At 37.2% G+C, this 24,285-nt stretch carries 19 protein-coding genes and 1 tRNA gene; 15 read left to right on the top strand and 5 right to left on the bottom strand.

What is annotated here, in order from left to right:
* Nucleotides 1–2 precede the first annotated feature (2 nt).
* The 4 genes from HME7025_RS05575 to HME7025_RS05560 all read left to right on the top strand — a co-directional run bounded on the left by HME7025_RS05575 (nucleotide 3) and on the right by HME7025_RS05560 (nucleotide 3,484).
* Nucleotides 3–1,100: a peptidoglycan DD-metalloendopeptidase family protein gene (locus tag HME7025_RS05575; protein ID WP_109322679.1), complete on the top strand. Its 1,098-nt coding sequence runs from the start codon at nucleotides 3–5 to the stop codon at nucleotides 1,098–1,100.
* A gap of 2 nt (nucleotides 1,101–1,102) precedes the next feature.
* Nucleotides 1,103–1,822, top strand: a complete 720-nt coding sequence (gene bshB1 / locus HME7025_RS05570; protein WP_109325019.1) for a bacillithiol biosynthesis deacetylase BshB1 — start codon at nucleotides 1,103–1,105, stop codon at nucleotides 1,820–1,822.
* Nucleotides 1,823–2,234: 412 nt separating this feature from the next.
* Nucleotides 2,235–2,660 carry a transposase gene (locus HME7025_RS05565; protein WP_109322220.1) on the top strand — a complete coding sequence of 142 codons (426 nt, stop codon included), beginning with the start codon at nucleotides 2,235–2,237 and terminating at the stop codon, nucleotides 2,658–2,660.
* Nucleotides 2,661–2,683: 23 nt separating this feature from the next.
* The gene (locus HME7025_RS05560; protein ID WP_109322221.1) at nucleotides 2,684–3,484 is read left to right on the top strand and encodes a DDE-type integrase/transposase/recombinase; all 801 of its coding nucleotides are present in this window, start codon (nucleotides 2,684–2,686) and stop codon (nucleotides 3,482–3,484) included.
* A gap of 112 nt (nucleotides 3,485–3,596) precedes the next feature.
* Here HME7025_RS05560 and pdxH read toward each other — a convergent pair whose 3' ends face one another.
* Complete coding sequence (gene pdxH, locus HME7025_RS05555; RefSeq protein ID WP_109322678.1) at nucleotides 3,597–4,229, bottom strand: pyridoxamine 5'-phosphate oxidase; 633 nt, start codon at nucleotides 4,227–4,229, stop codon at nucleotides 3,597–3,599.
* A 65-nt stretch (nucleotides 4,230–4,294) separates the two neighbouring features.
* Between pdxH and polA the strand changes: the two genes are divergently transcribed.
* Nucleotides 4,295–7,144, top strand: coding sequence for a DNA polymerase I (gene polA / locus HME7025_RS05550; protein ID WP_109322677.1), 2,850 nt, complete (start codon nucleotides 4,295–4,297; stop codon nucleotides 7,142–7,144).
* A gap of 10 nt (nucleotides 7,145–7,154) precedes the next feature.
* Nucleotides 7,155–8,147 (top strand): glycosyltransferase, encoded by a 993-nt coding sequence (locus tag HME7025_RS05545; RefSeq protein ID WP_161956212.1) that lies wholly within the window; start codon nucleotides 7,155–7,157, stop codon nucleotides 8,145–8,147.
* Between the two features lie 316 nt (nucleotides 8,148–8,463).
* On the opposite strand, the gene HME7025_RS05540 is transcribed toward HME7025_RS05545, so the two are convergent.
* Both HME7025_RS05540 and HME7025_RS05535 read right to left on the bottom strand, forming a co-directional pair.
* On the bottom strand, nucleotides 8,464–9,330 hold the full coding sequence (locus HME7025_RS05540) for a carbon-nitrogen hydrolase (protein WP_109322675.1): 867 nt from the start codon (nucleotides 9,328–9,330) through the stop codon (nucleotides 8,464–8,466).
* Nucleotides 9,327–10,292, bottom strand: coding sequence for a glycosyltransferase family 9 protein (locus HME7025_RS05535; RefSeq protein ID WP_109322674.1), 966 nt, complete (start codon nucleotides 10,290–10,292; stop codon nucleotides 9,327–9,329). Before HME7025_RS05535 ends, HME7025_RS05540 begins: the two co-directional genes overlap by 4 nt.
* A gap of 96 nt (nucleotides 10,293–10,388) precedes the next feature.
* On the opposite strand from HME7025_RS05535, the gene HME7025_RS05530 reads away from it, so the two are divergent.
* The 4 genes from HME7025_RS05530 (at nucleotide 10,389) to HME7025_RS05515 (ending at nucleotide 15,126) form a co-directional block, all read left to right on the top strand.
* On the top strand, nucleotides 10,389–11,870 hold the full coding sequence (locus HME7025_RS05530; RefSeq protein WP_109322673.1) for a glycine--tRNA ligase: 1,482 nt from the start codon (nucleotides 10,389–10,391) through the stop codon (nucleotides 11,868–11,870).
* A gap of 20 nt (nucleotides 11,871–11,890) precedes the next feature.
* The gene (locus HME7025_RS05525; protein WP_161956211.1) at nucleotides 11,891–13,807 is read left to right on the top strand and encodes a DUF349 domain-containing protein; all 1,917 of its coding nucleotides are present in this window, start codon (nucleotides 11,891–11,893) and stop codon (nucleotides 13,805–13,807) included.
* Nucleotides 13,808–13,881: 74 nt separating this feature from the next.
* Nucleotides 13,882–13,954, top strand: a tRNA-Thr gene (locus tag HME7025_RS05520).
* Between the two features lie 578 nt (nucleotides 13,955–14,532).
* A complete protein-coding gene (locus HME7025_RS05515) occupies nucleotides 14,533–15,126 on the top strand; it encodes a c-type cytochrome (RefSeq protein ID WP_109322671.1) in 594 nt (197 codons plus the stop codon).
* A gap of 111 nt (nucleotides 15,127–15,237) precedes the next feature.
* On the opposite strand, the gene HME7025_RS05510 is transcribed toward HME7025_RS05515, so the two are convergent.
* A complete protein-coding gene (locus tag HME7025_RS05510; protein WP_154401936.1) occupies nucleotides 15,238–16,326 on the bottom strand; it encodes a helix-turn-helix transcriptional regulator in 1,089 nt (362 codons plus the stop codon).
* 129 nt (nucleotides 16,327–16,455) lie between these two features.
* Between HME7025_RS05510 and HME7025_RS05505 the strand changes: the two genes are divergently transcribed.
* The 5 genes from HME7025_RS05505 (at nucleotide 16,456) to HME7025_RS05485 (ending at nucleotide 23,353) form a co-directional block, all read left to right on the top strand.
* On the top strand, nucleotides 16,456–16,773 hold the full coding sequence (locus tag HME7025_RS05505) for a hypothetical protein (protein ID WP_154401935.1): 318 nt from the start codon (nucleotides 16,456–16,458) through the stop codon (nucleotides 16,771–16,773).
* A 255-nt stretch (nucleotides 16,774–17,028) separates the two neighbouring features.
* Nucleotides 17,029–20,640, top strand: coding sequence for a PAS domain S-box protein (locus HME7025_RS05500; RefSeq protein ID WP_109322668.1), 3,612 nt, complete (start codon nucleotides 17,029–17,031; stop codon nucleotides 20,638–20,640).
* Between the two features lie 65 nt (nucleotides 20,641–20,705).
* Nucleotides 20,706–21,065, top strand: coding sequence for a response regulator (locus tag HME7025_RS05495; RefSeq protein ID WP_109322667.1), 360 nt, complete (start codon nucleotides 20,706–20,708; stop codon nucleotides 21,063–21,065).
* Nucleotides 21,066–21,081: 16 nt separating this feature from the next.
* Nucleotides 21,082–21,924: a hypothetical protein gene (locus HME7025_RS05490; protein WP_109322666.1), complete on the top strand. Its 843-nt coding sequence runs from the start codon at nucleotides 21,082–21,084 to the stop codon at nucleotides 21,922–21,924.
* Nucleotide 21,925: 1 nt separating this feature from the next.
* On the top strand, nucleotides 21,926–23,353 hold the full coding sequence (locus HME7025_RS05485) for a glycosyltransferase family 2 protein (protein ID WP_226998286.1): 1,428 nt from the start codon (nucleotides 21,926–21,928) through the stop codon (nucleotides 23,351–23,353).
* Nucleotides 23,354–23,461: 108 nt separating this feature from the next.
* Here HME7025_RS05485 and HME7025_RS05480 read toward each other — a convergent pair whose 3' ends face one another.
* Nucleotides 23,462–24,262, bottom strand: a complete 801-nt coding sequence (locus tag HME7025_RS05480; RefSeq protein ID WP_109322221.1) for a DDE-type integrase/transposase/recombinase — start codon at nucleotides 24,260–24,262, stop codon at nucleotides 23,462–23,464.
* Nucleotides 24,263–24,285 lie beyond the last annotated feature (23 nt).

Here is a 24,285-nt window from a genome sequence, read left to right as displayed (position 1 = left end):
TTATGTCAGTAAAAAACCTGATTTTCTTACTATCTGTTACTTTTTTTGCCTTTACTGCAAAGGCGCAAGAACGTAATTTGTTCAAAAAAAGCACCAAGATAGAGACCAAATCAAGCCCCAATACCAAAGAAAAGAAAGAGGAAATCGATGATCTCCCTCCTCTACAATTTCGAAATGAAACTGAAACTTCCGGAATGGTGGCAGGTTCTGAGATGCAGGAACGTAAATACGAACCTATCAAAATCTTAAACCCAACCATCAGTAATTTCGATACTACTTCCATTGATGAAGGAGAAGCTTTAGTCGTTGAAATTGAAGAAGAAAATGCACCAGTAGGTAGCGAAGATTTTGTAACCGTAGCCTCTTATTTTGCCATTTGGGATACCAAGAGTATCGATCCATATGACATTGACATCAAGGATTTTGATGAACCTGTCGACATCGAGTTATACAATGTGGGTAGTGGCAGAAATTGGTCTCCTCCCTTGAATGTGGTTAAGCAAACTAGCCCATTCGGCCCTCGTTGGGGACGCTTGCATGCTGGGGTTGATCTCGATTTAGAGACAGGCTATCCCGTTATGTCGGCCTTTGACGGTATCGTTCGAATTTCAGGCTTTGATTATTCTGGTTATGGAAACTATGTAGTTGTCAGGCATTATAATGGACTAGAAACACTGTATGGTCACCTTTCCAAACGAAATTTTGAACCTGGCACTTTCGTGAAAGCAGGAGATGAAATTGGTTTAGGAGGAAATACGGGAAGAAGCACTGGTTCTCATTTGCATTTTGAAACTAGGTATGAAGGTAATCCCTTCAATCCCAATAATGTGTATAATTTGAGCACAGGAGAGCCGCTTTCTGATCATTTATTAATTACCGCAAGAACCTTTGATCGACGCTCCCTTTCTCTTCGTAACGAATACGGAAGTGCGGGTGAAAAAATCCGTTCGAGACGTACTGCTTGGACACGTGTTCGTCCTGGAGATTCCTTATATTCCATTGCTCAAAGAGCAGGGATGTCGGTGACCAAATTGGCTAGATTAAATGGATTAAAACTAAGCTCAACCATTCGAGCTGGAAGACGTTTACGCATTCACTAATGATGAAACTTGATATTTTAGTCATGGCCGCGCATCCAGATGATGCAGAGCTAGCTTGTTCGGGTACGATAGCATCTCAAATTCAACAAGGTAAAAAAGTTGGAATTGTTGACTTTACCCGTGGTGAACTAGGAACAAGAGGTACGCCCGAAATAAGAATAGCGGAGTCTGCAGCATCTACTGCCATATTAGGAATTCATGCTCGAGAAAACCTTGGAATCAGAGATGGTTTCTTCCGAAATGATGAAGAAAGCCAACTGAAATTGATACAAGTTATTCGTAAATACCAACCTGACATTGTATTGGCAAATGCTTTGGAAGACCGCCATCCAGATCATGGAAAAGGAGCTCAATTGGCAATAGATGCCTGTTTTTTATCAGGTTTACGAAAAATAGAAACTCAAGATGAGCAAGGTAATGCTCAAACTGCTTGGCGACCAAAACATGTATTTCATTACATTCAAGATCGTTATTTAACCCCCGATTTTGTGATTGATATTAGTGCCCATTGGGATGTAAAAGAGCAATCCATTCGGGCCTTTAAAAGTCAGTTCTTTGATCCAAATTCCACAGAACCAGATTCCTATATTTCTTCTCCTGACTTCCTTGAATTCATTCGTGCCCGTTCCATGGAAATGGGTCACAAAATTGGTGTTAAATATGGTGAAGGATACCAAAGCCAGAGAACGATGGGATTAAGAGGATTTGATGCAATATTATAAATGATGAATTATAAATGGTGAATGATGAATGATGAATGAATTTTGAATTCAACTTACCATTTATAATTTACAATTTCTGCTTCGCTCAAGCTTCGTTCCAATCTTTTGTTGGGATTAAACGTTCAAAATAGAATTGTAACCGAATCCATTTATAATTTACAATTCACCATTTACAATTTCCGCTTCGCTCAAACTTCGTTCCAATCTTTCGTTGGGATTAAACGTTCAAAATAGAATTGTAACCGAATCCATTTATAATTTATAATTCACCATTTACAATTTCCGCTTCGCTCAAGCTTCATTCCAATCTTTCGTTGGGATTAAACATTCAAAATAGAATTGTAATCAATGTCAATGCCTGAAATAGGTTGACCGTTTAAAAGTAAAATTTTAAACTTAAAATCTATTAATTATGGCCAACAAAAAGTTGTATCTTCAAAGTGTGTCACAAAGACGTCTTCGTCATTTTAGTGACAGTTTTAAAATGGAGAAAGTTCGAGAAATAGAACAAGGTCGAACTCGAGTTTCAGAAATTTGTAAGCAATATGAAGTATCTGGGACCAATGTGTACAAATGGATTTCTAAATTCGGTACAATGAAAACCAATAAGACCCGAGTTATAGTAGAGACACAGAGTGATACACAAGAGTTGTTATTACTCAAGAAAAAAGTGGCTGAACTAGAGCGTATCGTAGGTCAGAAGCAAATCTTGCTTGACTTTAAGGATAAAATGATTGATCTAGCCGAACAGGCATATGGGGTTGATATTAAAAAAAAATTCGATTCCAAACCCTGCGATACTACTGGCTCACCCGAGAAAAACATCACTTCAGCTTAAATGAATTGTATCGAAGTCTTGGAATGAGTAAGCAAGCTGTACATCAACAGTTAAATCGACAAATCAAGCAGGAAAAAGTTCAACATCATTTATTAAAGGTCGTCGATGAAATTCGAGTAAAACACCCCACTATGGCTATTCGCTACTTGTACTATATGATAAAACCCGATCATCAGCAGATGATGGGAAGGGATTTATTTGAGGTATTTTGTAAGCAACAACATTTAACTAGGCCTAGAATACACTCCTTTATCAAGACGACAGATAGTCAAGGAGTAGTTCGGTTTGAGAATTTATTGATACATCAAAAACCGAGTCGAATAGACCAATATTGGCAGAGCGACATTAGTTATTATCAAGTCAATGGAATCTATTATTACCTTACTTTTATCATAGATGCCTATACACGTCATATAGTGGGTCATCACACCTCTAAAAGACTATTGACTACTCACACGACCATTCCAGCCTTACAAATGGCCATCAAGCTTAGAAAACAGAGGCGATTTGATGATTTAATACTTCATTCCGATGGAGGAGGTCAATATTATGCCAGAGAATTTTTAAGCGTGACTCAAAAATATGGGATCAAGAATAGCATGTGCAAATATCCCTGGGAAAATGGGAAAGCAGAACGCATCAATGGTATTATTAAAAACAATTATTTAAGGCATCGTAAAATCAATAACTTCGAAATGCTAGTCAAGGAAGTTGACCGCGCAGTATCACTTTATAATCTAGAAAAGCCGCATATTGAGTTAAATAAAATGTCTCCTATTGCATTTGAAAAAAAACTACTAAATTTAAATCAAGCTATAAGCTAAATACCTAAAATAATTGAATATGAATCAAGTATAAGTGACACAAAACGGTCAACGTCATTCAGGCATTCACACAAACCCATTTACAATTCATCATTCATCATTTACAATTCCCTTAAGGTGCTATTCTGTATCTCTCCCAATTCCCATTGATCAATTCATACACGACACGGTCGTGAAGTCTTGATGGCCTACCCTGCCAAAATTCGATATAATCAGGAATTAATTCATAGCCTCCCCAATGCGCAGGTTTAGGGATATCCTGACCTTCATATTGTTTTTCCAATTCCTTGAAACGCGCTTCTAAAAATTCCCGATGAGGAATTTTAGCACTTTGTTCGGAAACCCAAGCCCCAATTTGTGATGCTCTTGGTCGAGATTGAAAGTATTCCATAGACAAATTGTCATCTACTTTTTCCACATGCCCTTCAATGCGTACTTGTCGCTCCAATTCACCCCAGAAAAAAGTAATGGACGCCTTATTGTGATGTGCTATATCATGCCCTTTTCTCGAAAAATAATTAGTGAAAAAGGAAAATCCACGGTCTACGTATTTTAATAAAACAATTCGACCAGAAGGACGCATATCTTTACCCAATGTACTTAAAAACATGGCATTAGGCTCAGCAATCTCTGCATTTTGTGCTTCTTTAAACCAAATTTTAAATTGCTCCAATGGATCAGGATGTACCTTGCTTTCTAATAATTCTCCTTTCTGATAATTTTCTCTTAGGGCCGCTAAATTCATAATTCGAGTATTTATTCCTTATCTTTGTTTAGGCTCCAAAAGCCCATCCAATAAAGTTTAAATATATGAAAAAATTATTCCTTTTTGATGCAATGGCCTTGATTTATCGTGCCCATTTTGCATTTGCAAAAACACCCAGAATCTCATCAAAAGGAATTAATACCAGTGCCGTCTTCGGTTTTACCAATACCATTTTGGAAGTCATTCAAAAGGAAAAACCTGACTATTTAGGTGTAGCCTTTGACACCTCTGCTCCTACTTTTAGGCACATCGAATACACACCTTATAAGGCACAGCGACAAGTTCAGCCAGAAGATATTACCATAGCTATTCCCTACGTGAAACGTCTAGTGGAAGCCATGGATATTCCATTACTTATCCTAGATGGTTATGAAGCCGATGATATCATTGGAACCATCGCTAAAAAAGCCGTAAAAGCGAATCCCGAGATCGTTGTTTATATGATGACTCCAGATAAGGATTATGGGCAATTGGTGGAAGAAAGAATTAAAATGTACAAGCCTGCCTTTATGGGTAAGGGTGTTGAAATATTAGGTCCAGAAGAAGTATGTGCGCGATGGAATATCCAACATGTAGACCAAGTGATTGATATGTTAGGCTTGATGGGTGATGCTGTCGACAATATTCCTGGTATTCCGGGAGTTGGCGAAAAGACTGCTCAAAAGCTGATTGAACAGTTTGGATCATTAGAAAATCTTTTAGAAAATACAGATCAACTCAAAGGAAAGCTTCAGGAAAACCTAGTAAATTTTAAAGAACAGGGCATATTATCCAAGCATTTAGCTCGAATTTTATGTGAAGTTCCATTAGAATACGAGGAAGAAAAGTTGCTGTATACTCCCCCAAACAAGGCTCTTTTAGAACCTCTCTTGGACGAGTTGGAATTCCGTACCTTGAGAAAAAGAATTTTAGGGGAAGAAGCTGCTGCTGAACCAATAGCGCCTAAAGCTAAGGCTAGCCCTAAAGTAGTGGCCAATCAAATGGACATGTTTGGTAGTCCTGCCCCAGCTGCACCTATCTCTTCAATTTCTAAAGAAGAAAATATGGAAGAGGAAGAAGCTTCTAGCTATCAATCTTTCAACACACTTGAAAATACCCCTCACCAATACCACTTAGTTCAAGGTGAAGCCGCCATCAAGGGATTGATTTCATATTTGGCCAGACAGACATCTTTTTGTTTTGATACAGAAACTACTAACATCAATGCCATTGATGCAGAATTGGTAGGAATGTCATTTGCTTATCGAAAAGGCGAAGCTTTCTACATTCCTTTTCCTGAAAATTCAGCAGAATGCCAACAGCAATTAGATTTGTTCAAGGAGCTTTTTGCCAATGAACAAATTCAGAAAATTGCTCAAAATATCAAATATGATATGAGTGTATTGGCCAATTATGGGATAGAAATCAAAGGAGAAACCTACGATACCATGTTGGCTCACTACCTGATTGAGCCTGAAAAACGCCATAATATGGACGCAATGTCCATGAGTTATTTGCATTATGAGCCTATGTCCATTGAGAAATTAATTGGCAAAAAAGGTGCCAAACAAGGCAATATGCGGGATGTGGATTTAGATTTGGTAAAAGAATATGCGGCGGAAGATGCTGACATCACTTGGCAAATAAAACCTCATTTGGACCAGTTAATGGCGAGTAATGATAAAACTATTCAACTTTTCAAAGAAGTTGAAATGCCTTTGGCCAGGGTTTTATCTACCGTAGAAAGAGAAGGAGTTTTATTGGATATTCCTTTCTTAAAGGATATGTCAAATACCTTGGAAAAAGACTCACATGAGGTTCAAAAACAGATTTTTGAATTAGCAGGCGAATCATTTAATATAGCTTCTCCCAAACAATTAGGTGAAGTATTGTTTGAAAAACTTCGCTTAGACCCTAAAGCTAAAAAGACCAAGACAGGTCAATATATGACTGGGGAAGAAATCCTTTCCAAATTAGAGGGTGAACACAAAATCGCATCGTTGATCTTGGATTTTAGGGAATTACAAAAGCTCAAATCTACTTATGTGGATGCCCTACCTCAATTGATTTCTCCGAAGACAGGTCGTATTCATACCTCTTTCATGCAGGCCGTAACAGCTACAGGTCGTTTATCTTCCAAGGATCCTAACTTACAAAATATTCCAATCCGAACAGTTCGTGGAAGAGAAATTAGAAAGGCCTTTATTCCAAGAAACGAAGACTACCAAATACTTTCAGCGGATTACTCTCAAATAGAATTGCGCATCATGGCAGCCTTTTCACAAGATGAATCCATGTGCGAGGCCTTTAACAAAGGCTTAGATGTTCACAAAGCCACGGCAGCAAAAGTTTTTCAAGTTCCTTTAGAAGAGGTCAGCTCAGATATGAGACGAAAAGCCAAAACGGTCAACTTTGGAATTATTTATGGGGTATCAGCCTTTGGCTTAGCTGCACAAATTGGAATTTCCAGAACAGAGGCTAAAGAAATCATCGATCAATACTTCATTGAATTCCCGAAAGTGAAATCATATATGGATCAAAGTATAGCCAAAGCAAGAGATTATGGCTACGTAGAAACCGTATTAGGAAGAAGACGCTATTTAAAAGACATTCTATCACCCAATATGAATGAGAGGGGTTTTGCAGAGCGAAATGCCATCAATGCACCCATTCAAGGATCTGCTGCTGACATGATCAAAGTGGCCATGATTCAGATTCAAGATTTCTTATGGAAAGAAAATCTCAAGTCGAAAATGATCTTGACGGTACATGACGAACTTGTATTTGATGCTCATGTGGATGAAATTGGCTACCTTCGTGAAAAGATTGATAAAATCATGTGTTCTGCCCTCGATTTAGGGGTTGTCATTGAAACGGGTATTGGTGTTGGTGCAAATTGGTTGGAGGCCCATTAAAGATTAAATTGTGAATATTTCCATCGCATTATGTACCCGTAACGGGGAAAAATTTTTAAGAACACAACTTAGTAGCTTTGTTGATCAAACCTTGCAAGCCGATGAAATCATTGTTTGCGATGAGGGGTCCACAGATCAAACTTTAGCCATATTAGAGCAATTTTCAGAGAGATTACCCCTTAAAATTTATAAAAACCCTGAACGATTAGGCACCTATCGTAATTTCGAAAAGGCCATGTCTCTTTGTCAGGGTGATATTATTTTCCCTGCCGACCAAGATGACTTTTGGGTACCACAAAAGCTAGAAAGGGTATTTACTTATTTTAATTTACATCCAGAAATTGATGCCATTTTTACAGATGCGCTGCTGGTGGATGAATTTGGCCAGACTTCAGGCAAGCAGCTATGGCAATCTTTCCGCTTTAGACAAAAACAGCAGCAAGAATGGAAAAACGGTAAATCCCTCGAAATCTTATTGGATGGCAATCGTGTTACCGGTTGTACTATGGGAATAAGAAAGTCGTATTTTGAGCGAGTGAGTCCCTTCCCTAGCTCTCTTCCTTCTTCCTTTTTGCACGATGCTTGGTTAGGAATTATGGCTGCTGCCGAAAACAAAATTGATTTTATTCCTGCTACCTATGTACACTACCGTTTGCATTCAGAACAGCAAGTGGGAGTTAAAGGTACAGAAGGCAAGCCTCCTACCATGGTTGATCGCATGAGCCGATCACATGCTGAGAAATTAGCTCCTTACCAAAAAGCCTGGTCGTTTCTTTGTCAAGTGAGAGAAGCCATGCTAGCCACCAATGCAAATCTTTCATTGGAAGCTTTAGACACTAAAATCGATTATTTAGAAAGAAGAGCTCATCTTCCTGAAGCCCGCTGGAAACGTCTAAAACCTACACTTCACAACCTCCTAGGTGGGCATTACCACCGCTTCAAAGACATGGATTCTGAGGCCCTAGCGCCGTATTTGATGTTTCTAGGAGACCTGTTGGAATAAAAATAAAAAATGAAGAATGTAGAATGAAGAATGAAGAATGTAGAATGTAGAATTTGTGGTTTAAATATTAAGCTTTCAAAATACTCCCTAAAATCCAATTATCTCATCTGATTTTGTAACAAAATTTAACTTTTCAAGTTTGACTCTCTTTATAAATTATTCTCAAAATCCATTTTGTACTGCTTCTTTATTGGTAATCTGCATTTTGATTATAAATCCAAATTAAAAGACCTTCCCATTGATTCTTTAAGATGAGCACCGAAAAATATTATGAACTTTAAAAGTCGTTTCTACATTCTTCACTCTACATTCTTCATTAATCAATAAACCGCTTCACCACATTCCCATAAGAGTCTATCCTTCGATCGCGGAAGAAAGGCCAAGTTTTACGGTAGTATTCACTTGATTCTACATCCACAGATAGGACAGCGATCTCTTCTTGATCATGAGGGGCTTGGTACATAACACGTCCAAATGCATTGGAAACAAAGCTTCCTCCCCAAAATTGTTGACCATTTTCAATACCTACTCTGTTAACTGAAACCACTGGAATTCCATTGGCAATAGCATGACTCCGTTGAATCGTTTGCCAAGCTTGATATTGCTCCCGATTAATATCACCATTTTTTTCTTCCAAATCCCAACCAATGGCTGTTGGGTAAACCAACACCTCAGCTCCTTTCAAGGCCGTCAAACGTGCCGCTTCTGGGTACCATTGATCCCAACAAATTAACACGCCAATTTTGGCAAATTTGGTCTGATAAACCTGATAACCTAAATCTCCTGGAGTGAAATAATACTTTTCATAATAGCCCGGATCATCTGGAATGTGCATTTTACGATACTTACCTAAATAGGAACCATCCGCATCAATCACTGCCGTGGTATTATGGTACAATCCAGCTGCTCTTTTCTCAAATAAGGAGGCGACAATCACTACATTAAGCTCCTTAGCCAATTCTCCCAATTCGTCGGTACTTGGCCCTGGAATTGATTCTGCTAATTCAAAAAAACGCGGATTTTCCTCGTAACAGAAATAGATTGATTTAAATAATTCTTGTAAGCAAATCACTTGTGCCCCTTTAGCAGCTGCATCACGGATGGATTGTATGGTTTTAGTCCAGTTTTCAGTTAAATTTTCTGAGACAGACAATTGAATTAATGCAAAGGATACGTTTTTCATATTGTTTGAGAAGCGCTAATAATGGGATCTAATGAAACCTTGTTTAAACAATCAAAATGACCAAGTGGACAATAATTACCACCTTGCGTAGAACAAGGTCGACAATTAATTTGGGTATTAACAACGGATGTAAATTCAGTTTGATAGGGATAAAAACCAAAATCTGAATGGGTTGCACCCCATAAAACAAGTATTTTTTTCTTCAAAGCGGCAGCAATATGCATCATGCTTGAATCATGCGCTATGACAAATTCCGCTTGTTGCATTAAAGATGCTGAAGCAGCCACGGAAGTCTGATTGCATAAATTTATGACCTTATCTGGAAATAATGTTTTCAAACGATAACCATAATGTTCATCCCAATTATCTCCAATCAGTACCAATTGTCCTTCAATTCGCTCGCACAACTCAATCATTTTAGGGTATGATAAGACTTTGGTCACATACTGCGCTCCAATGGCATATATGATGTATTTACCTTGAATACCAAAATCAATGGGATTAACAGATTGGCCTGCTGGAATAAAATAATCTAATCCTTGTCCATCGGAATGGATATCCAATTTTTTTAATGAGTCGAAATATCGATCCACCAAATGCTTTTTAGGCAATAAGTTAATTTTCTTTTTCACTAGGAGTTTACGTTCCTTGGTGAACTTATCTATTTGATACGGGATTTTGCCTAATAATAAGCATAACAGATGTGAACGCACATTTTTGTGCAAGTCGACCACAGCATCAAAACCCTCTTTTCTAAGCTTTGAGGCTAATTTCCAAAGGTTCCCTTGGTAAGAATGCACCTGATGAACATAAGGATTCCCTTCCCACAAATTGGCATATTGCTGCTTAGTTACCACATGAATTTCAGCTTGTGGATAGCGCTGTTTCAACGCCCTGATGATGGGTGTTGTCAGGATAATATCCCCTAAAGAAGAAAAACGAATGCAGAGAATTTTGTTCATTGGTCGCAAATAGCGCCGTAAAATTAAGAAAATTCAATAGCCAAGCCTCATACTTTCATTCTTTTCGGTAAATTGCGCACTAATTTGATTGCTTTAATGGAAAATAAAAAACAAGACACCGCCTCAGCTTTAAAGGACATTATATCCCATGCCAAAGAATATGGCTTCGTATTTCCTTCCTCAGAAATTTATGATGGTTTGCAGGCTGTATATGATTATGGCCAGAATGGTGTTGAACTAAAAAATAATTTAAAAATGGTCTGGTGGAAAGCCATGACCATGTTACATGATAATGTAGTAGGTATTGATGCCTCTATTTTCATGCATCCCCTAACTTGGAAAGCTTCAGGTCACGTTGATTCATTCAATGACCCGATGATTGACAATAAAGATTCAAAGAAACGTTATCGGGCAGATACATTATTAGAGGAGCGTGCCGCTCAATATGAAGCAGAAGGTAAAGCCGATGTTGGTAAATCCTTGTTGCAAAAGATGGCCAAAGCCTTAGATGCAGGAGATTTGGAGGCAGTCCGACAAATCATCATCGATGAGAATATCACATGCCCCGTTTCCAATACAGCCAATTGGACAGAAGTTCGTCAGTTTAATTTGATGTTTTCTACCCAAGTAGGAGCTGTATCAGAAGACGCTAGCTTAATTTATTTACGTCCAGAAACAGCACAAGGGATTTTTGTTAATTTCTTGAATGTTCAAAAAACGGGACGAATGAAAGTGCCTTTTGGAATTGCGCAGATAGGAAAAGCTTTCCGCAATGAGATTGTGGCTAGAAACTTTATTTTCCGTATGCGTGAATTTGAACAAATGGAAATGCAATTCTTTGTTCGCCCAGGTACAGAAATGGATTGGTATGCCACTTGGAAAGAGGTTCGTATGAAATTCCACCAAGCTATTGGTTTACCAGCTTCGAAATTAAAATTCCACGATCATGAGAAATTGGCACATTATGCCAATGCTGCGGTGGATATTGAGTATGAATTTCCATTTGGCTTTAAAGAAATGGAAGGTATTCACTCTAGAACGGATTTTGATCTAAAAGCTCACCAAGATTTATCAAGGAAAAAACAACAATATTTTGATCCGGAAATCAACGAAAACTACATTCCTTATGTAGTTGAAACCTCTGTTGGAGCGGATCGTTTGTTCTTGGCTATCCTGTGTAATGCCTACTCAGAAGAAATAGTTGGTGAAGGAGACCAACAAAAACAAAGAATTTACCTTAATTTACACCCAGCAATCGCCCCAATCAAGGTTGCGGTATTGCCATTAGTGAAAAAAGATGGTCTCGCTGAAAAAGCTCAGGAAATCAACCGTTCACTGAAATTTGCCTTTAATACAACCTACGATGAGGGTGGCGCTATTGGAAAGCGTTATACTCGTCAGGATTTAATAGGAACCCCTTATTGTGTAGTTATTGATTACCAAACGATGGAAGACAATACTGTCACCGTACGTGATCGAAACACAATGAGTCAGGAGCGCATTTCTATAGCAGACCTAAAAGAAAAATTAGGATATGCTGTATCGATGGAGCGTATTTTTGAAAAATTACTTGTTTAAACACGCAAACAACGATGAGTATGATGACCGAAGAGACCCCAAAAGCTGAAGAGATTTCCGCAGAAGCAATCACCCCCACGCCTGTTGCCCCTCTAGAGGAAACAGAAAAAGTGACAGAAAGCAGTGCAGAGATTGAATTAAGCAGTCCTATAGAAGCCATGTTAAGCACAGATGATAAAACAGTGGAATATCCACTTTTAGAAGATGGGCATTCAAAAGAACATTTACATCGCTTTTTTGGAAAATTAAAAGATTTGGTACAACAACATGCGGGTCCTGCGGTGTACAAAAAAGTTGATGAATTAATCAAGGAAGCCAAAGAATCTTGGGATAGTATCAAGCAAGCAGATCGACAAGCCGCGTTGGATAGTTTCAAAGCTGCCAATGAAGGTTCAGAAGAAGGTTTTACCTACAAAGGTGATATCATCGCTCAGGAGATTGATACAGCCATACATACGATTAAAAAGACGAAGCAAGACTTTTTCCAACAATTAGAAAAAGTACGTGAAAAAGCTTTGGAAGGAAAAACTCGTTTGATCAATGAATTACGCACCTTAGTAGATGCGGATGACAATTCAGATCCGGCTCATGTCAATGCTAGTTTTAAGGCATTCAAAAAAATACAAGACGAATGGAAGACCTTAGGTTCAGTTCAAGGACCTATGAATCAAACATTATGGCAGAGTTATCATGCTTTAGTTGATCGTTTTTATAGTAACCGCAGTATATTCTTTGAGTTGTTGGAATTAGATCGCAAAAAAAATTTACAAGCTAAAGAAACCATTGCAGTGAAGCTAGAAAGCTTAGCTGACATGGTGAAGCAAAATGTTCCTTTGCAAAAGTTGATGAAGGATGCAGAAGAATTGTTTGAAGAATACAAACATATTGGCCCTGCCCATCGTGATGAAAATGAAGCATTATGGCAACGAGTAAAAAAATCATTGGATGTTTTATTTGAACAAAAAAGACTGGTCAATGATGCTCAAAAAGCCGTTTATGAAGATAATTTAAAGATTAAGAAAGAGTTAGCAGATTTGATGCACCACCATGCCACTTTCCAATCAGGCAGTATTGCCGAATGGAATCAAGCTTCCAAGGCCGTATTAGCCTTACAGGAGCAATGGGGTAAATTGAAGGGCGGCTTGCCTAGAGAAGGAGGAAAAGAAGTGAGTCATCAGTTCTGGTCCGACTTGAAACTATTCTTCAAGCATAAAAGTGAGTTTTTTGCTAAAATAGATGCAGAAAGAAAAGCCAATTTAGCCGCTAAATTATTGTTGATTGAGCAAGTTGAAGGTATTGTAGCCGTTGGGACAGAAACTCAAGAAATCACTCAACAAGTGATTGAATTGCAGAAGAAGTGGAAAGAGATAGGCCATGTTCCTGAAAAACAAAAAGATCAGGTTTATACCAAATTCAAAGGGGCTTGTGATGCTTATTTCAATCTGAAACGTAGTAAAGGTAAAGGAGCGCAAGACGAAGAATTTGAAGCAAATTTGGTAGCGAAACAAGCCATCTTATCAGATTTAGAAGCTACTTTGAAGGATCCAAGCTTATTGGCTAATTTAAAAGCAAAGAAAGAAGCTTGGGATGCCATTGGTTTTGTTCCACGCAAGAATGTCAAAGAGATTCAAGAGAAATTCCGGAATACCTGGAATGCCGTTATTGATTTGGCAAGAACTCAACCTAAAGAACAATTAGCTGCTTGGGGCTTTGAGCTAAAATCTTTGCCAACAGAAACAGGTGGAGGTTCTGAAGAGCGTAGAAATCATTCTGGAGATAGCCGTAAGAAAATACAAGCATTGGAAAATGATATTGCGGTGTTAACCAATAACTTAGAGTTTTTTGCTAAATCTAAAGGCGCAGATAAATTACGTGCAGAAGTAGAAAAGAAGATTGCACAGGCACAAAAGGAATTGGAAAAACTGAAAAAAGATTAAAAAAAATTAAGTTTTTTTTGGGGCAACACTTGTCAATTTAAGCCTAGATGCTTACTTTTGCATACCCAATTCAAGCCTCCTTAGCTCAGCTGGTAGAGCAACTGACTTGTAATCAGTAGGTCATTGGTTCGATCCCGATAGGAGGCTCATTAAAGCTCAACAGTTATGTTGGGCTTTTTTGTTGTAATCAAAGGTCATTGGACTAGGCGTCCCCGACTGGGCGTCCCCATTAATCCCGATAGGAGGCTCATTAAAGCTCAACAGTTATGTTGGGCTTTTTTGTTGTAATCAAAGGTCATTGGACTAGGCGTCCCCAACTGGGCGTCCCCGTTGATCCCGATAGGAGGCTCATTAAAGCTCAACAGTCATGTTGGGCTTTTTTGTTGTAATCAAAGATCATTGGACTAGGCGTCCCCGACTAGGCGTCCCCGACTGGGCGTCCCCGATAATCCCAACGAAAGATTTGAACAAAGCGATAGGCGGCATTAATTCAAATCTGCATTTTCATTCTGTATTTCCAACATCTAATATCCAACAATATCCGCACTCAATTTTATTCCTAATTTATTTTCCGCCTCTAATCCTCCCCTACTTCCACTGACATCAAGGGAAATTGTGTTTTTCGATTTTAAAACTTAACATTGCGCAGCATTCAGCTGATCTTCCTTGAATCTAACATGCAGAAAAGCTGAAAATTTTCTGTTCAATAATCAACCAAAAAAACTATGAATCACTCAAAACCATTAGTTTGGGCTATGTTAGGATTTGGCTTAGCATGCTCCATTGCCTCCTGCTCCACACAAGAAAACAAGTCTGAAAAGCCTACCGTTTCTGTCAATTCGGAAAAAGAAATCATCCAACGAGGTGAATACTTAGTTACTACCATGGGTTGCAACGATTGTCATTCACCAAAAAAAATGGGTCCAAAAGGTCCTGAAATCATTCCTGAACTATTGCTTTCTGGCTATCCATCTGATAGACCCATCGTGAAATTTGATAGTCCATTAATCAAACAAGGTTTTGCTCAACTATACCCTGATTTAACTGCAGCTGCTGGTCCTTGGGGAGTATCCTTTGCTGCCAACCTGACTCCAGATGAATCTGGAATTGGCAATTGGACTGAAGATCAATTTAAACTGGCATTAACTAAAGGTAAATTTAAAGGACTTGAACATGAACGCATGCTATTACCGCCCATGCCCTGGTTTAATTTTATCAACCTCAAGGATGAAGATGCACATGCCATGTTCCAATATCTAAAAAGCTTGAAACCTGTAAAAAATGTAGTTCCTGCTCCAATCGCACCCAATAACATGTAAAGTCTCTTACATGCAGTAGAACCTTTGCATGCAAGGGTTCTACTGCATGTTTTTATCTACTATAGAAGAGGAATACCACTCTGCTTTCGTAGATAGTAATTCATGCTGCTACTATTGATACATAGACAGAGCGTGTTCCAATTTTTCCTTAATCTGCTTCCTTAAATTTTCAGGATACAAGACTTCCAAATCATTGGCATACCTCATTAAAAAACTCTCTAATTCCACATTAATTTCAATATTCCAAGTGATAATCATTGATGATGGATTATCGTTAATCACTTCCATTTTTTGGCTAACATGCAGTGGGTACTGAGTTAAATATTCTAAAATCCAGCTAGTGGCTGAAATACGAACTTGAACCTTTTCTGACTTAATATCTGGATTAACTAAGTTATTTCGAAGAATACCCAACATATTTTTAAAATAATCTGGAGGATAGAAATCTGGAGAAAAACGTAACGTATATTTCAAGTCTATCCTTCTTAACTGATCCATTCGATCCAAAGCAAACAAGCGAAGCGTATTAATACTTGTTTTCACGATTCTTTCTTGTGGATTAACCTCTTGCATCAACACGTACCAACCTGTATACCACCCATTATTGTATTCTTTGATCATCAAAGGAATACCTTGGTAATACTTTAATCGAGATGAGTGAGCCAATCCCTGATAAGAAAACTCGATGCAAGCTTTTGAAGCAATAGCTTCTAACATAGGTTTAATTTTGTCCGAACCTGACCTTTCTCCCTCCTTAATTAATTGTATGCTCGGCCATGCGTTAATTTCGTGGTAATTAGTTAGGTTATTTTCTAAGGTGATTGCCCTCAACTTATTGACAATCCCTTGTCCTGCTCCATCAGTAAATAAATGTTGATTCAAATCAATCACAGAAGCAAGCTGATTCAACTCCTTTTCAGAAAATGTGGGAAAAGCTGAAATGTCGTGTCGAACATAATAAAAGCAATACTGAGAACGAGCATATCGAATCAACTCCCCCATCTCATCTTCCAAACTAGGATAGCGTTGCTTTAATAATTCTTTCAAAGCATTCAAATCTCGACTAAAACTACGCTCTGAGTAGCTCCCTACATCAAAATGATTAGACAAATACTCATTTACAGAAGCAAAACTCACTTGAAATGCTTTTTGTAAAAATAGGTTGTTAATTTCTTTGAGGCGGTCAGATGGGGAAAGCATGGAGAATGGAGAATGAAGAATGAGGATTGGAGAATGAATTGAATTACAATGTAATAAAAATTCATAAGTCGCCAAGATTTGGCGTAGTATAATTGGAATTTTGGGTATCAAAACAAAAATTTAAATACCATGAATACCAGACTTCTTAAATCACTGATGTTTAGTTTAGTACTAATCTGGATTGTATTTTATGCTACAGAAGGCATTGCTAAGGCTATTTGGACAAAAAACACATTGAAAAAATTCAATATGTGGCTATTAGCAGCTATCGTTTTCTTAGTAGGGCTGTCGTTATATTTAATCTTTGCCCCTTATCATCTTTTTGGACCAAGCCCAAGTGATGGCTACCATTCCCTCATCGTTACAGCTCATCTAAGCTACTTAATGGTGGGTTGCGGATTGAATCTCTTCTCTGAATTGGATGAAAAAAAATTAATTAGTCAATAAAATCCTGATAAGAGTTGGACTTAATAGCTTCGAGAAGATCTCATATTCTGGAAATAACGGGCAGATAGGAGGAATTCGCTAAATATTTGTTGGTAGTAAAGGATACTATTTCAACAAATATTGGCTAATTTAGATTACTGTTCCTAGTGTTCCATATAATCATGTACTATCCAACAACCTCTTATTCCATCTGGAATTCTTTAGGTCATTCACAACCATCGAAACTGGAGGTTAATCGGATCTACTCTTCTTCTTATGCAATCTATTATTCTGCCTGTTCCTCAAAATGAGGAAGAAAGATTAACGGCTCTTCTAGATTATAATATCCTTGATACCATTTCAGAAGAGGAATTTGATGATTTAACACTTTTGGCCTCAAGTATTTGTCAGGTACCTATTGCACTAATTTCTTTAATTGACAAAGACCGGCAATGGTTTAAATCCAAAATTGGCATGACCGATGCGGAGACCAGTCGTGATATTTCCTTTTGTCAATATACCATCATGGGTGATTCGATATTTGAAGTTCAAAATGCGCTTCAAGACAATCGATTTAAGGATAATCCATTTGTTACTGGTCAAGATCAAATCCGATTTTATGCAGGAGCACCTCTGATTGACCCCAATGGCTATGCTATTGGCTCTTTATGTGTTTTAGATCGAGTACCTAGGCAATTGACCAAGGAGCAGAAAAAGTCGCTACAAACGCTTTCTAAACAAGTTATCAATCAACTAGAACTTCGTCAAAAAAATATTCAATTAAAAAATGAGATTTCCTCTTTAGCTAAAAAGGCTTTGGAAGATCTTAGCCAAGAATTAGACTCCTATAAATTAGCGTTAGATCAAACATCTTGTGTCATTATTACTGACGAACATGGAATCATCAAATTTGTCAATGACACAACTTGTCGAGTTACGAAATTCAGCAAAGATGAATTAATTGGTCAACACAATCGTATTTTAAATTCAGGCTACCATCAACCTGAATATTTTGCCAATATGTGGCAAACCATACAAAATGGTTCTATTTGGAAAGGCGAAATCAAGAATAAAGCCAAGGATGGTAGTTTATTTTGGGCCGATTTAACCATTGTACCCATTTACGACGAACAGGGAAAAGCTAGTAAATTTTTAGCTATTAAAAGTGATATTACCCGTCAAAAACAGGATGAAGATCAGCTCAAACAATACTTTGATTTATCAAAAGACTTATTGTGTATCGCTAACACCAATGGATATTTCGAACGACTAAGTCCCAGTTTTTCTGAAATATTAGGCTATTCAAATGAAGAATTAATGGCTCGGCCATTTTATGATTTTATCCTAGCAGAAGATGTACTTCCAACGCAAAAAGTAATTTCTAGCTTAGCTGCGGGACATGGAGTTGTGAATTTTGAAGCTCGGTTTACTTGCAAAAATGGAGGTCATAAAATTTTAAGTTGGAACGCCTCTCCTGATAAGGGAACAGGTCTATTATTTGCCACAGCTAGGGATATTACCGAAATCAAAGCGAGAGCTGAAGAAAATAAGCGATTGTCATTTGTGGCCCGTGCTACCGATAATATGGTGGTAATCACGGACAAAACAGAAAGAATTCAATGGGTTAATGAACCCTTTGAAAAAATTACTGGCTATACTTTTGAAGAAGCACTAGGTAAAAAACCGGCTGAGCTTGTTCAATATGGAGGTACTAGCCCTGAAACCAAAAAAACCATCCGAGCAGCGCTTGATCACCATAAAGCATATCGGGGGGAAATTCAAAATATCAATAAAGCAGGAAAAGAATATTGGGTAGACCTATATATTAGCCCTATATATAATGACAAAGGCGACTTAATCAATTACATCGCCATTGAATCAGATATTACTGAGAAAAAAGAAAAAGACAAGAATATCGCCAATTTGCTGGCGACACAAAAAGCCATTTTCTATGGAGTTGGCTTGTGTGTTATATTTACTGATACTCAGGGAGTCATTCAAAACATCAATCAAGCTGCATTGAATTTATTGGAATATAAGAGCGGGGATCTTATTGGAAAAGCCACTCCTGCCCTATTTCATGATCCAGAAGAAATCAAAAAAAGAGCCAAAGACTTAAGCTCGGAACTGGGGATTGATCTTAAACCTAGTTTTGAAACCTTTGTCATTAAAGCTAGGAGTAAAGGTGTTGCAGATGCAAATGAGTGGACATATATTTCAAAATCGGGAAAACGTATTCCCGTTTGGCTAAGCGTAACATGCATTCGACATGTCAATGGAGAAATCTTAGGATACTTGGGAGTGGCAGAAGATAATACACTTAAAAAACAAGTAGAGAATGAATTGATCCAAGCTAAAAACTTAGCAGAGCAAGCGGTATTTGCAAAAGATAGTTTCTTAGCAAACATGAGCCATGAAATCAGGACACCTTTAAATGCGGTTATTGGCTTTACCGAACTTTTGACGCAAAGTGATTTATCCCAAGAGCAGAAAGAATATGTGGAACATATTCAGACTGCGGGTGATAATTTATTAGTTATTATCAATGAAATACTAGACTTATCCAAAATTGATTCTGGCCAATTGCACATAGAAGAACATCCTTTCAATGTGAAAAATACACTGAAGCATGTACATGAATTACTCAAAGTAAAAGCCCAAAAGAATCAACTGGATTTTAGCTTATTATTGGACGCAGAAATTCCAGAGACAATTATTGGTGATAAGATTAGAATCAATCAAATTTTGATGAATTTGGCTGGAAATGCCATCAAATTTACAGAAGAAGGAGAAGTGGTTATTTCTGTTAAAAAAACAGCCGAAACTGACCAAACCGTCACACTTCGCTTTTCAGTTAAAGATACTGGTATTGGAATTGCTGAATCCAAGCTAGAAAGTATCTTTGAAAGGTTCAGACAAGCAGAAGAAAGCACTACTAGAAAATTTGGAGGAACTGGCCTTGGTTTGAATATTGCCAAACAAATGGTTGAGCTTCAGCATGGTAAGCTAGAAGTAAAAAGTAAATTAGGCCAAGGGTCTGAATTCTATTTTAGTCTAGAGTTCAAGAAATTCTTTGATAATAATAAAGAATTGAAAGATCAACACAATACCTTAGACAATGAACTCGGAAAATTGTCTATTCTGTTGTGTGAAGACAATGAATTGAACCAGCGTCTAGCTAGAACAGTCGTTCAAAACTTTGGATTTGATATCGATATAGCTGACAATGGGCAATTAGGCATTGAGTTGATTAAGAAGAAAAAGTACGACCTCGTCTTAATGGATTTGCAGATGCCCGTACAAGATGGTTATCAAACTACCATTATGATTCGGAATGAGCTCAAAATGAGCATTCCCATTATTGCCATGACGGCTCACTCTTTGGTGGGTGAACAGCAGAAATGTTTTGATATTGGAATGAATGCCTATGTAGCCAAACCGTTTAAACAGTATGAACTGTTAGAAGCTATACAAGATGTCATTAAAAAACAACGAGCTTCTACTGATCCAATTCAAGAGGACACAAGTTCAAAAGTGTCTTTAGAAGAAAAATGGGTACCTATTGATTTTACTTATTTAGATGAATTATCTGGTGGAGATGCTGATTTCAAAAAAGAAATGATGGAGCTTTTTATCAAAAATGTACCAATTGATTTACAAGAACTAGCCCAAGCTATTCAAGAAAAAAATCAAGCTCTAATCAAAAAGTCAGCTCATCATATGAAATCTTCATTAGCTATGTTTCAATTAGCCAAGGGAATACAATTCTTAGAAGCTACAGAACAACAGTCAGCAGGTGAAATCATGGATTCTCAATTGCCTAAAAACTTTCAAGATTTCCATACATATATACAGTCCGTTATTTTGTCATTAAAAAATTTACTCTAATCTACCTCATACTAAGGACTAGCTATTGATATTATTCCAATGCTAGTTCTTTAAAATTTTACCACATGAAAGTATTACTCGCTGAAGACAATGAAATATTAAGAACTTCCCTTTCCTTCTTCTTAAAGAAGCAAGGTTTTGAAGTAAGCCCTTTTAGTAATGGAAAAGAAGCTCTGGAATCCATCAAAGAGCTTTCTTATGATATCATATTAACTGATATCAACATGCCGGGATTTAGTGGATTGGAGATTACAGAATATGTCCGAAATACACTCCATCTTGAAACTCCTATTATTGTTTTCACCTCTTCTACGGTAGAACAAACAGAATTAGATTCATTTCGAATTGGAGCTAATGAATTTATCGCAAAACCGGTAAGTCCTGCGATTTTATTGATTAGAATGAATAAATTACTGAATAAATAGAAATAGCTCAGCGCAAATGTTAGCATTCAGTTTGCAATTCTTTTCTGAATTAGATCCTGCAGATTTTATTATTGTGGGGGCTATTTCAATATTTACGATTGTGTCCATTATTCTGTTTGTTGCCATTGTCTTGAGTCGATTGTACCATATTCGGCAAGCAGTACATTTTGAAAAAAATTCAGAAACCATCAATAACCTCTTGTTGGAAATTCTATTTAATGACAAAAACTATGTTGATTTAATGGATGACAAAAAGCTATTGCGCTTATTTTCTATCCCTCAATTTAGAGCTCAGTTGATGGAGTCAGTCATTAATTTACATCAAAATTATGAAGGAGAATATGCAGAAAGCCTTCGCAAGTTTTATGTAGAATCCCAGTTAATGGCTGATTCCTTTGTCAAATTGCGAAACAAGAATTGGGAAATAAAATGCAAGGGAATCAAGGAATTGACAGAAATGAATATCAAAAGAGCCTATGAGCATTTGGTAGAGTTATCCAAATCCAATCATCCAATTTTAAAAATCAATGCCTTAAATGGCTGCATTAAAATCAATGGTCCCCAAGGTATCATTCACTTAGCTAAACACAAATTTACTATTGATTTATGGACCCAGCTAAACATTATTGATGCCCTAAAAAAAACATCATTATTGGATACACAAAATATTGAACTTTTACTTGAATCAAAAAACAATTCGGTGATTAGCCTAGGTTTAAAAATCATTCATACCTTTAAACTATTTGAAAAACAGGCTTTTGTAGAAGCTTTATTACAACATAAACATGCCAGACATATTCAGCAGGAAGCTGAAAATCTATTAGTTAATTTTAATTCTTATGGCAAAGAAATAAATTGATATGGGATCCTCTAATTTACCTTTCCCGGTTGAGTTATATTTAGGCATGGCCTTAGCCTATGCCGTGACAATCATGTCCTCCTATTTGTACCTCGCATTTTTGTCTGTCAAAGAATTGAAAGCATATTTAAAGCGAAATAGTTTCGAAAACTACGAAGTTCTACTTTCAAGTGAATATGCTCCCTTTTTATCCATCATTGCTCCGGCTTATAATGAGGGATTGACTATTGAAGAAAATGTAAAATCTCTCTTATCCTTGAATTACAATCATTATGAAGTGATTGTAGTCAATGATGGTAGTAAAGATAATTCCATAGAAATCTTGAAGGCAACTTATGATCTGGCACCAATACAACTAGATAAAGTTGGCTCTATTCCTACAAAAACCATCAAAGCCGTTTATCAATCTCAAAATCCTGCCTTCAATAAGCTAATTGTAGTAGATAAAGAAAATGGAGGAAAGGCGGATGCGCTCAATGTAGGCATAAATATTTCCAAACACCCTTATGTAGTTTGTATTGATGTGGACTGCATATTGGATAAAGATGCATTGCTCAAATTAGTGAAGCCCTTTATGGAGACGAACCACAAAAGGGTCATCGCTACGGGAGGAGTCGTTCGTATTGCCAATCAATGTATCATCAAAGATGGGCGATTAATTGAAGTCAATATTCCCGATAAATTAATGCCTCGTATTCAGGTTTTAGAATATTTACGAGCCTTTTTATTAGGAAGAATGGCTTGGGAAAGGCTGGATGGACTTTTACTTATCAGTGGGGCTTTTGGAGCCTTTGATAAGGAAATTGTGATTGCTTGTGGAGGATATAATACTAAAACAGTTGGAGAAGACATGGAGCTGGTGGTTAGAATGCGTCGTTATATGCATGAGAAAAAGCTCGCCTATACTGTGAGTTATATCCCTGACCCACTTTGCTGGACAGAAGCTCCTGAATCGCTTGATATTTTCAATAAACAAAGGAGTAGGTGGATGCGGGGAACAATTGAAACTTTATGGGAACATCGCATTATGTTCATGAATCCTAAATACAAATTATTGGGATTGGTTAGCGTTCCGTATTGGACATTTTTTGAATTTTTCGCGCCCTTAGCAGAAGTTATTGGAATTTTAGCCACCCTATATTTTATTTTGGTAGGCATGATGAATTGGCATTATTTCTTCCTTCTCATGATTTTCGTGTATTCATTTGCCATACTTTTTTCCATTCTAACTCTTTTTACTGAGGAAAGAACCTTTCATAAATATACCAAGGTTGATGACTTCTTAAAACTTCTAGGTGCTGCTTTCATTGAACCTTTTTATTTTCATCCATTAAGTGTCTTTTCTGCGTTTAAAGGCTATGTCGATAAGATTAAAGGAACTCATTCCTGGGGTGAAATGACGAGAAAAGGATTTAATAAGAAATTGTAAATTATAAGTTATAAGGGTTTAGTTATTAGTTATTAGATGTGAATGCCTGAATGACGTTGACCGTTTTGTGTCACTTATACTTGATTCATATTCAATTATTTTAGGTATTTAGCTTATAGCTTGATTTAAATTTAGTAGTTTTTTTTCAAATGCAATAGGAGACATTTTATTTAACTCAATATGCGGCTTTTCTAGATTATAAAGTGATACTGCGCGGTCAACTTCCTTGACTAGCATTTCGAAGTTATTGATTTTACGATGCCTTAAATAATTGTTTTTTATAATACCATTGATGCGTTCTGCTTTCCCATTTTCCCAGGGATATTTGCACATGCTATTCTTGATCCCATATTTTTGAGTCACGCTTAAAAATTCTCTGGCATAATATTGACCTCCTCCATCGGAATGAAGTATTAAATCATCAAATCGCCTCTGTTTTCTAAGCTTGATGGCCATTTGTAAGGCTGGAATGGTCGTGTGAGTAGTCAATAGTCTTTTAGAGGTGTGATGACCCACTATATGACGTGTATAGGCATCTATGATAAAAGTAAGGTAATAATAGATTCCATTGACTTGATAATAACTAATGTCGCTCTGCCAATATTGGTCTATTCGACTCGGTTTTTGATGTATCAATAAATTCTCAAACCGAACTACTCCTTGACTATCTGTCGTCTTGATAAAGGAGTGTATTCTAGGCCTAGTTAAATGTTGTTGCTTACAAAATACCTCAAATAAATCCCTTCCCATCATCTGCTGATGATCGGGTTTTATCATATAGTACAAGTAGCGAATAGCCATAGTGGGGTGTTTTACTCGAATTTCATCGACGACCTTTAATAAATGATGTTGAACTTTTTCCTGCTTGATTTGTCGATTTAACTGTTGATGTACAGCTTGCTTACTCATTCCAAGACTTCGATACAATTCAT

Origin of the sequence: Aquirufa nivalisilvae (assembly GCF_003143535.1) — a bacterium.
GTDB classification, from domain to species: domain Bacteria; phylum Bacteroidota; class Bacteroidia; order Cytophagales; family Spirosomataceae; genus Aquirufa; species Aquirufa nivalisilvae.
The sequence above is the reverse complement of the archived record's forward strand: the minus strand, read 5'-3'. Positions and strand labels throughout refer to the sequence as shown.

Excerpts from the sequence above, each read along its gene's own strand:
- HME7025_RS05505 (WP_154401935.1), top strand. The coding sequence starts at position 16,456 with ATGAATACCAGACTTCTTAAATCACTGATGTTTAGTTTAGTACTAATC.
- HME7025_RS05485 (WP_226998286.1), top strand. The coding sequence starts at position 21,926 with ATGGGATCCTCTAATTTACCTTTCCCGGTTGAGTTATATTTAGGCATG.
- HME7025_RS05490 (WP_109322666.1), top strand. The coding sequence starts at position 21,082 with ATGTTAGCATTCAGTTTGCAATTCTTTTCTGAATTAGATCCTGCAGAT.
- pdxH (WP_109322678.1), bottom strand. The coding sequence starts at position 4,229 with ATGAATTTAGCGGCCCTAAGAGAAAATTATCAGAAAGGAGAATTATTA.
- HME7025_RS05515 (WP_109322671.1), top strand. The coding sequence starts at position 14,533 with ATGAATCACTCAAAACCATTAGTTTGGGCTATGTTAGGATTTGGCTTA.
- HME7025_RS05525 (WP_161956211.1), top strand. The coding sequence starts at position 11,891 with ATGATGACCGAAGAGACCCCAAAAGCTGAAGAGATTTCCGCAGAAGCA.
- HME7025_RS05565 (WP_109322220.1), top strand. The coding sequence starts at position 2,235 with ATGGCCAACAAAAAGTTGTATCTTCAAAGTGTGTCACAAAGACGTCTT.
- HME7025_RS05500 (WP_109322668.1), top strand. The coding sequence starts at position 17,029 with ATGCAATCTATTATTCTGCCTGTTCCTCAAAATGAGGAAGAAAGATTA.
- HME7025_RS05540 (WP_109322675.1), bottom strand. The coding sequence starts at position 9,330 with ATGAAAAACGTATCCTTTGCATTAATTCAATTGTCTGTCTCAGAAAAT.
- HME7025_RS05575 (WP_109322679.1), top strand. The coding sequence starts at position 3 with ATGTCAGTAAAAAACCTGATTTTCTTACTATCTGTTACTTTTTTTGCC.
- HME7025_RS05535 (WP_109322674.1), bottom strand. The coding sequence starts at position 10,292 with ATGAACAAAATTCTCTGCATTCGTTTTTCTTCTTTAGGGGATATTATC.
- HME7025_RS05530 (WP_109322673.1), top strand. The coding sequence starts at position 10,389 with ATGGAAAATAAAAAACAAGACACCGCCTCAGCTTTAAAGGACATTATA.
- bshB1 (WP_109325019.1), top strand. The coding sequence starts at position 1,103 with ATGAAACTTGATATTTTAGTCATGGCCGCGCATCCAGATGATGCAGAG.
- HME7025_RS05560 (WP_109322221.1), top strand. The coding sequence starts at position 2,684 with ATGAGTAAGCAAGCTGTACATCAACAGTTAAATCGACAAATCAAGCAG.
- HME7025_RS05510 (WP_154401936.1), bottom strand. The coding sequence starts at position 16,326 with ATGCTTTCCCCATCTGACCGCCTCAAAGAAATTAACAACCTATTTTTA.
- HME7025_RS05480 (WP_109322221.1), bottom strand. The coding sequence starts at position 24,262 with ATGAGTAAGCAAGCTGTACATCAACAGTTAAATCGACAAATCAAGCAG.
- HME7025_RS05495 (WP_109322667.1), top strand. The coding sequence starts at position 20,706 with ATGAAAGTATTACTCGCTGAAGACAATGAAATATTAAGAACTTCCCTT.
- polA (WP_109322677.1), top strand. The coding sequence starts at position 4,295 with ATGAAAAAATTATTCCTTTTTGATGCAATGGCCTTGATTTATCGTGCC.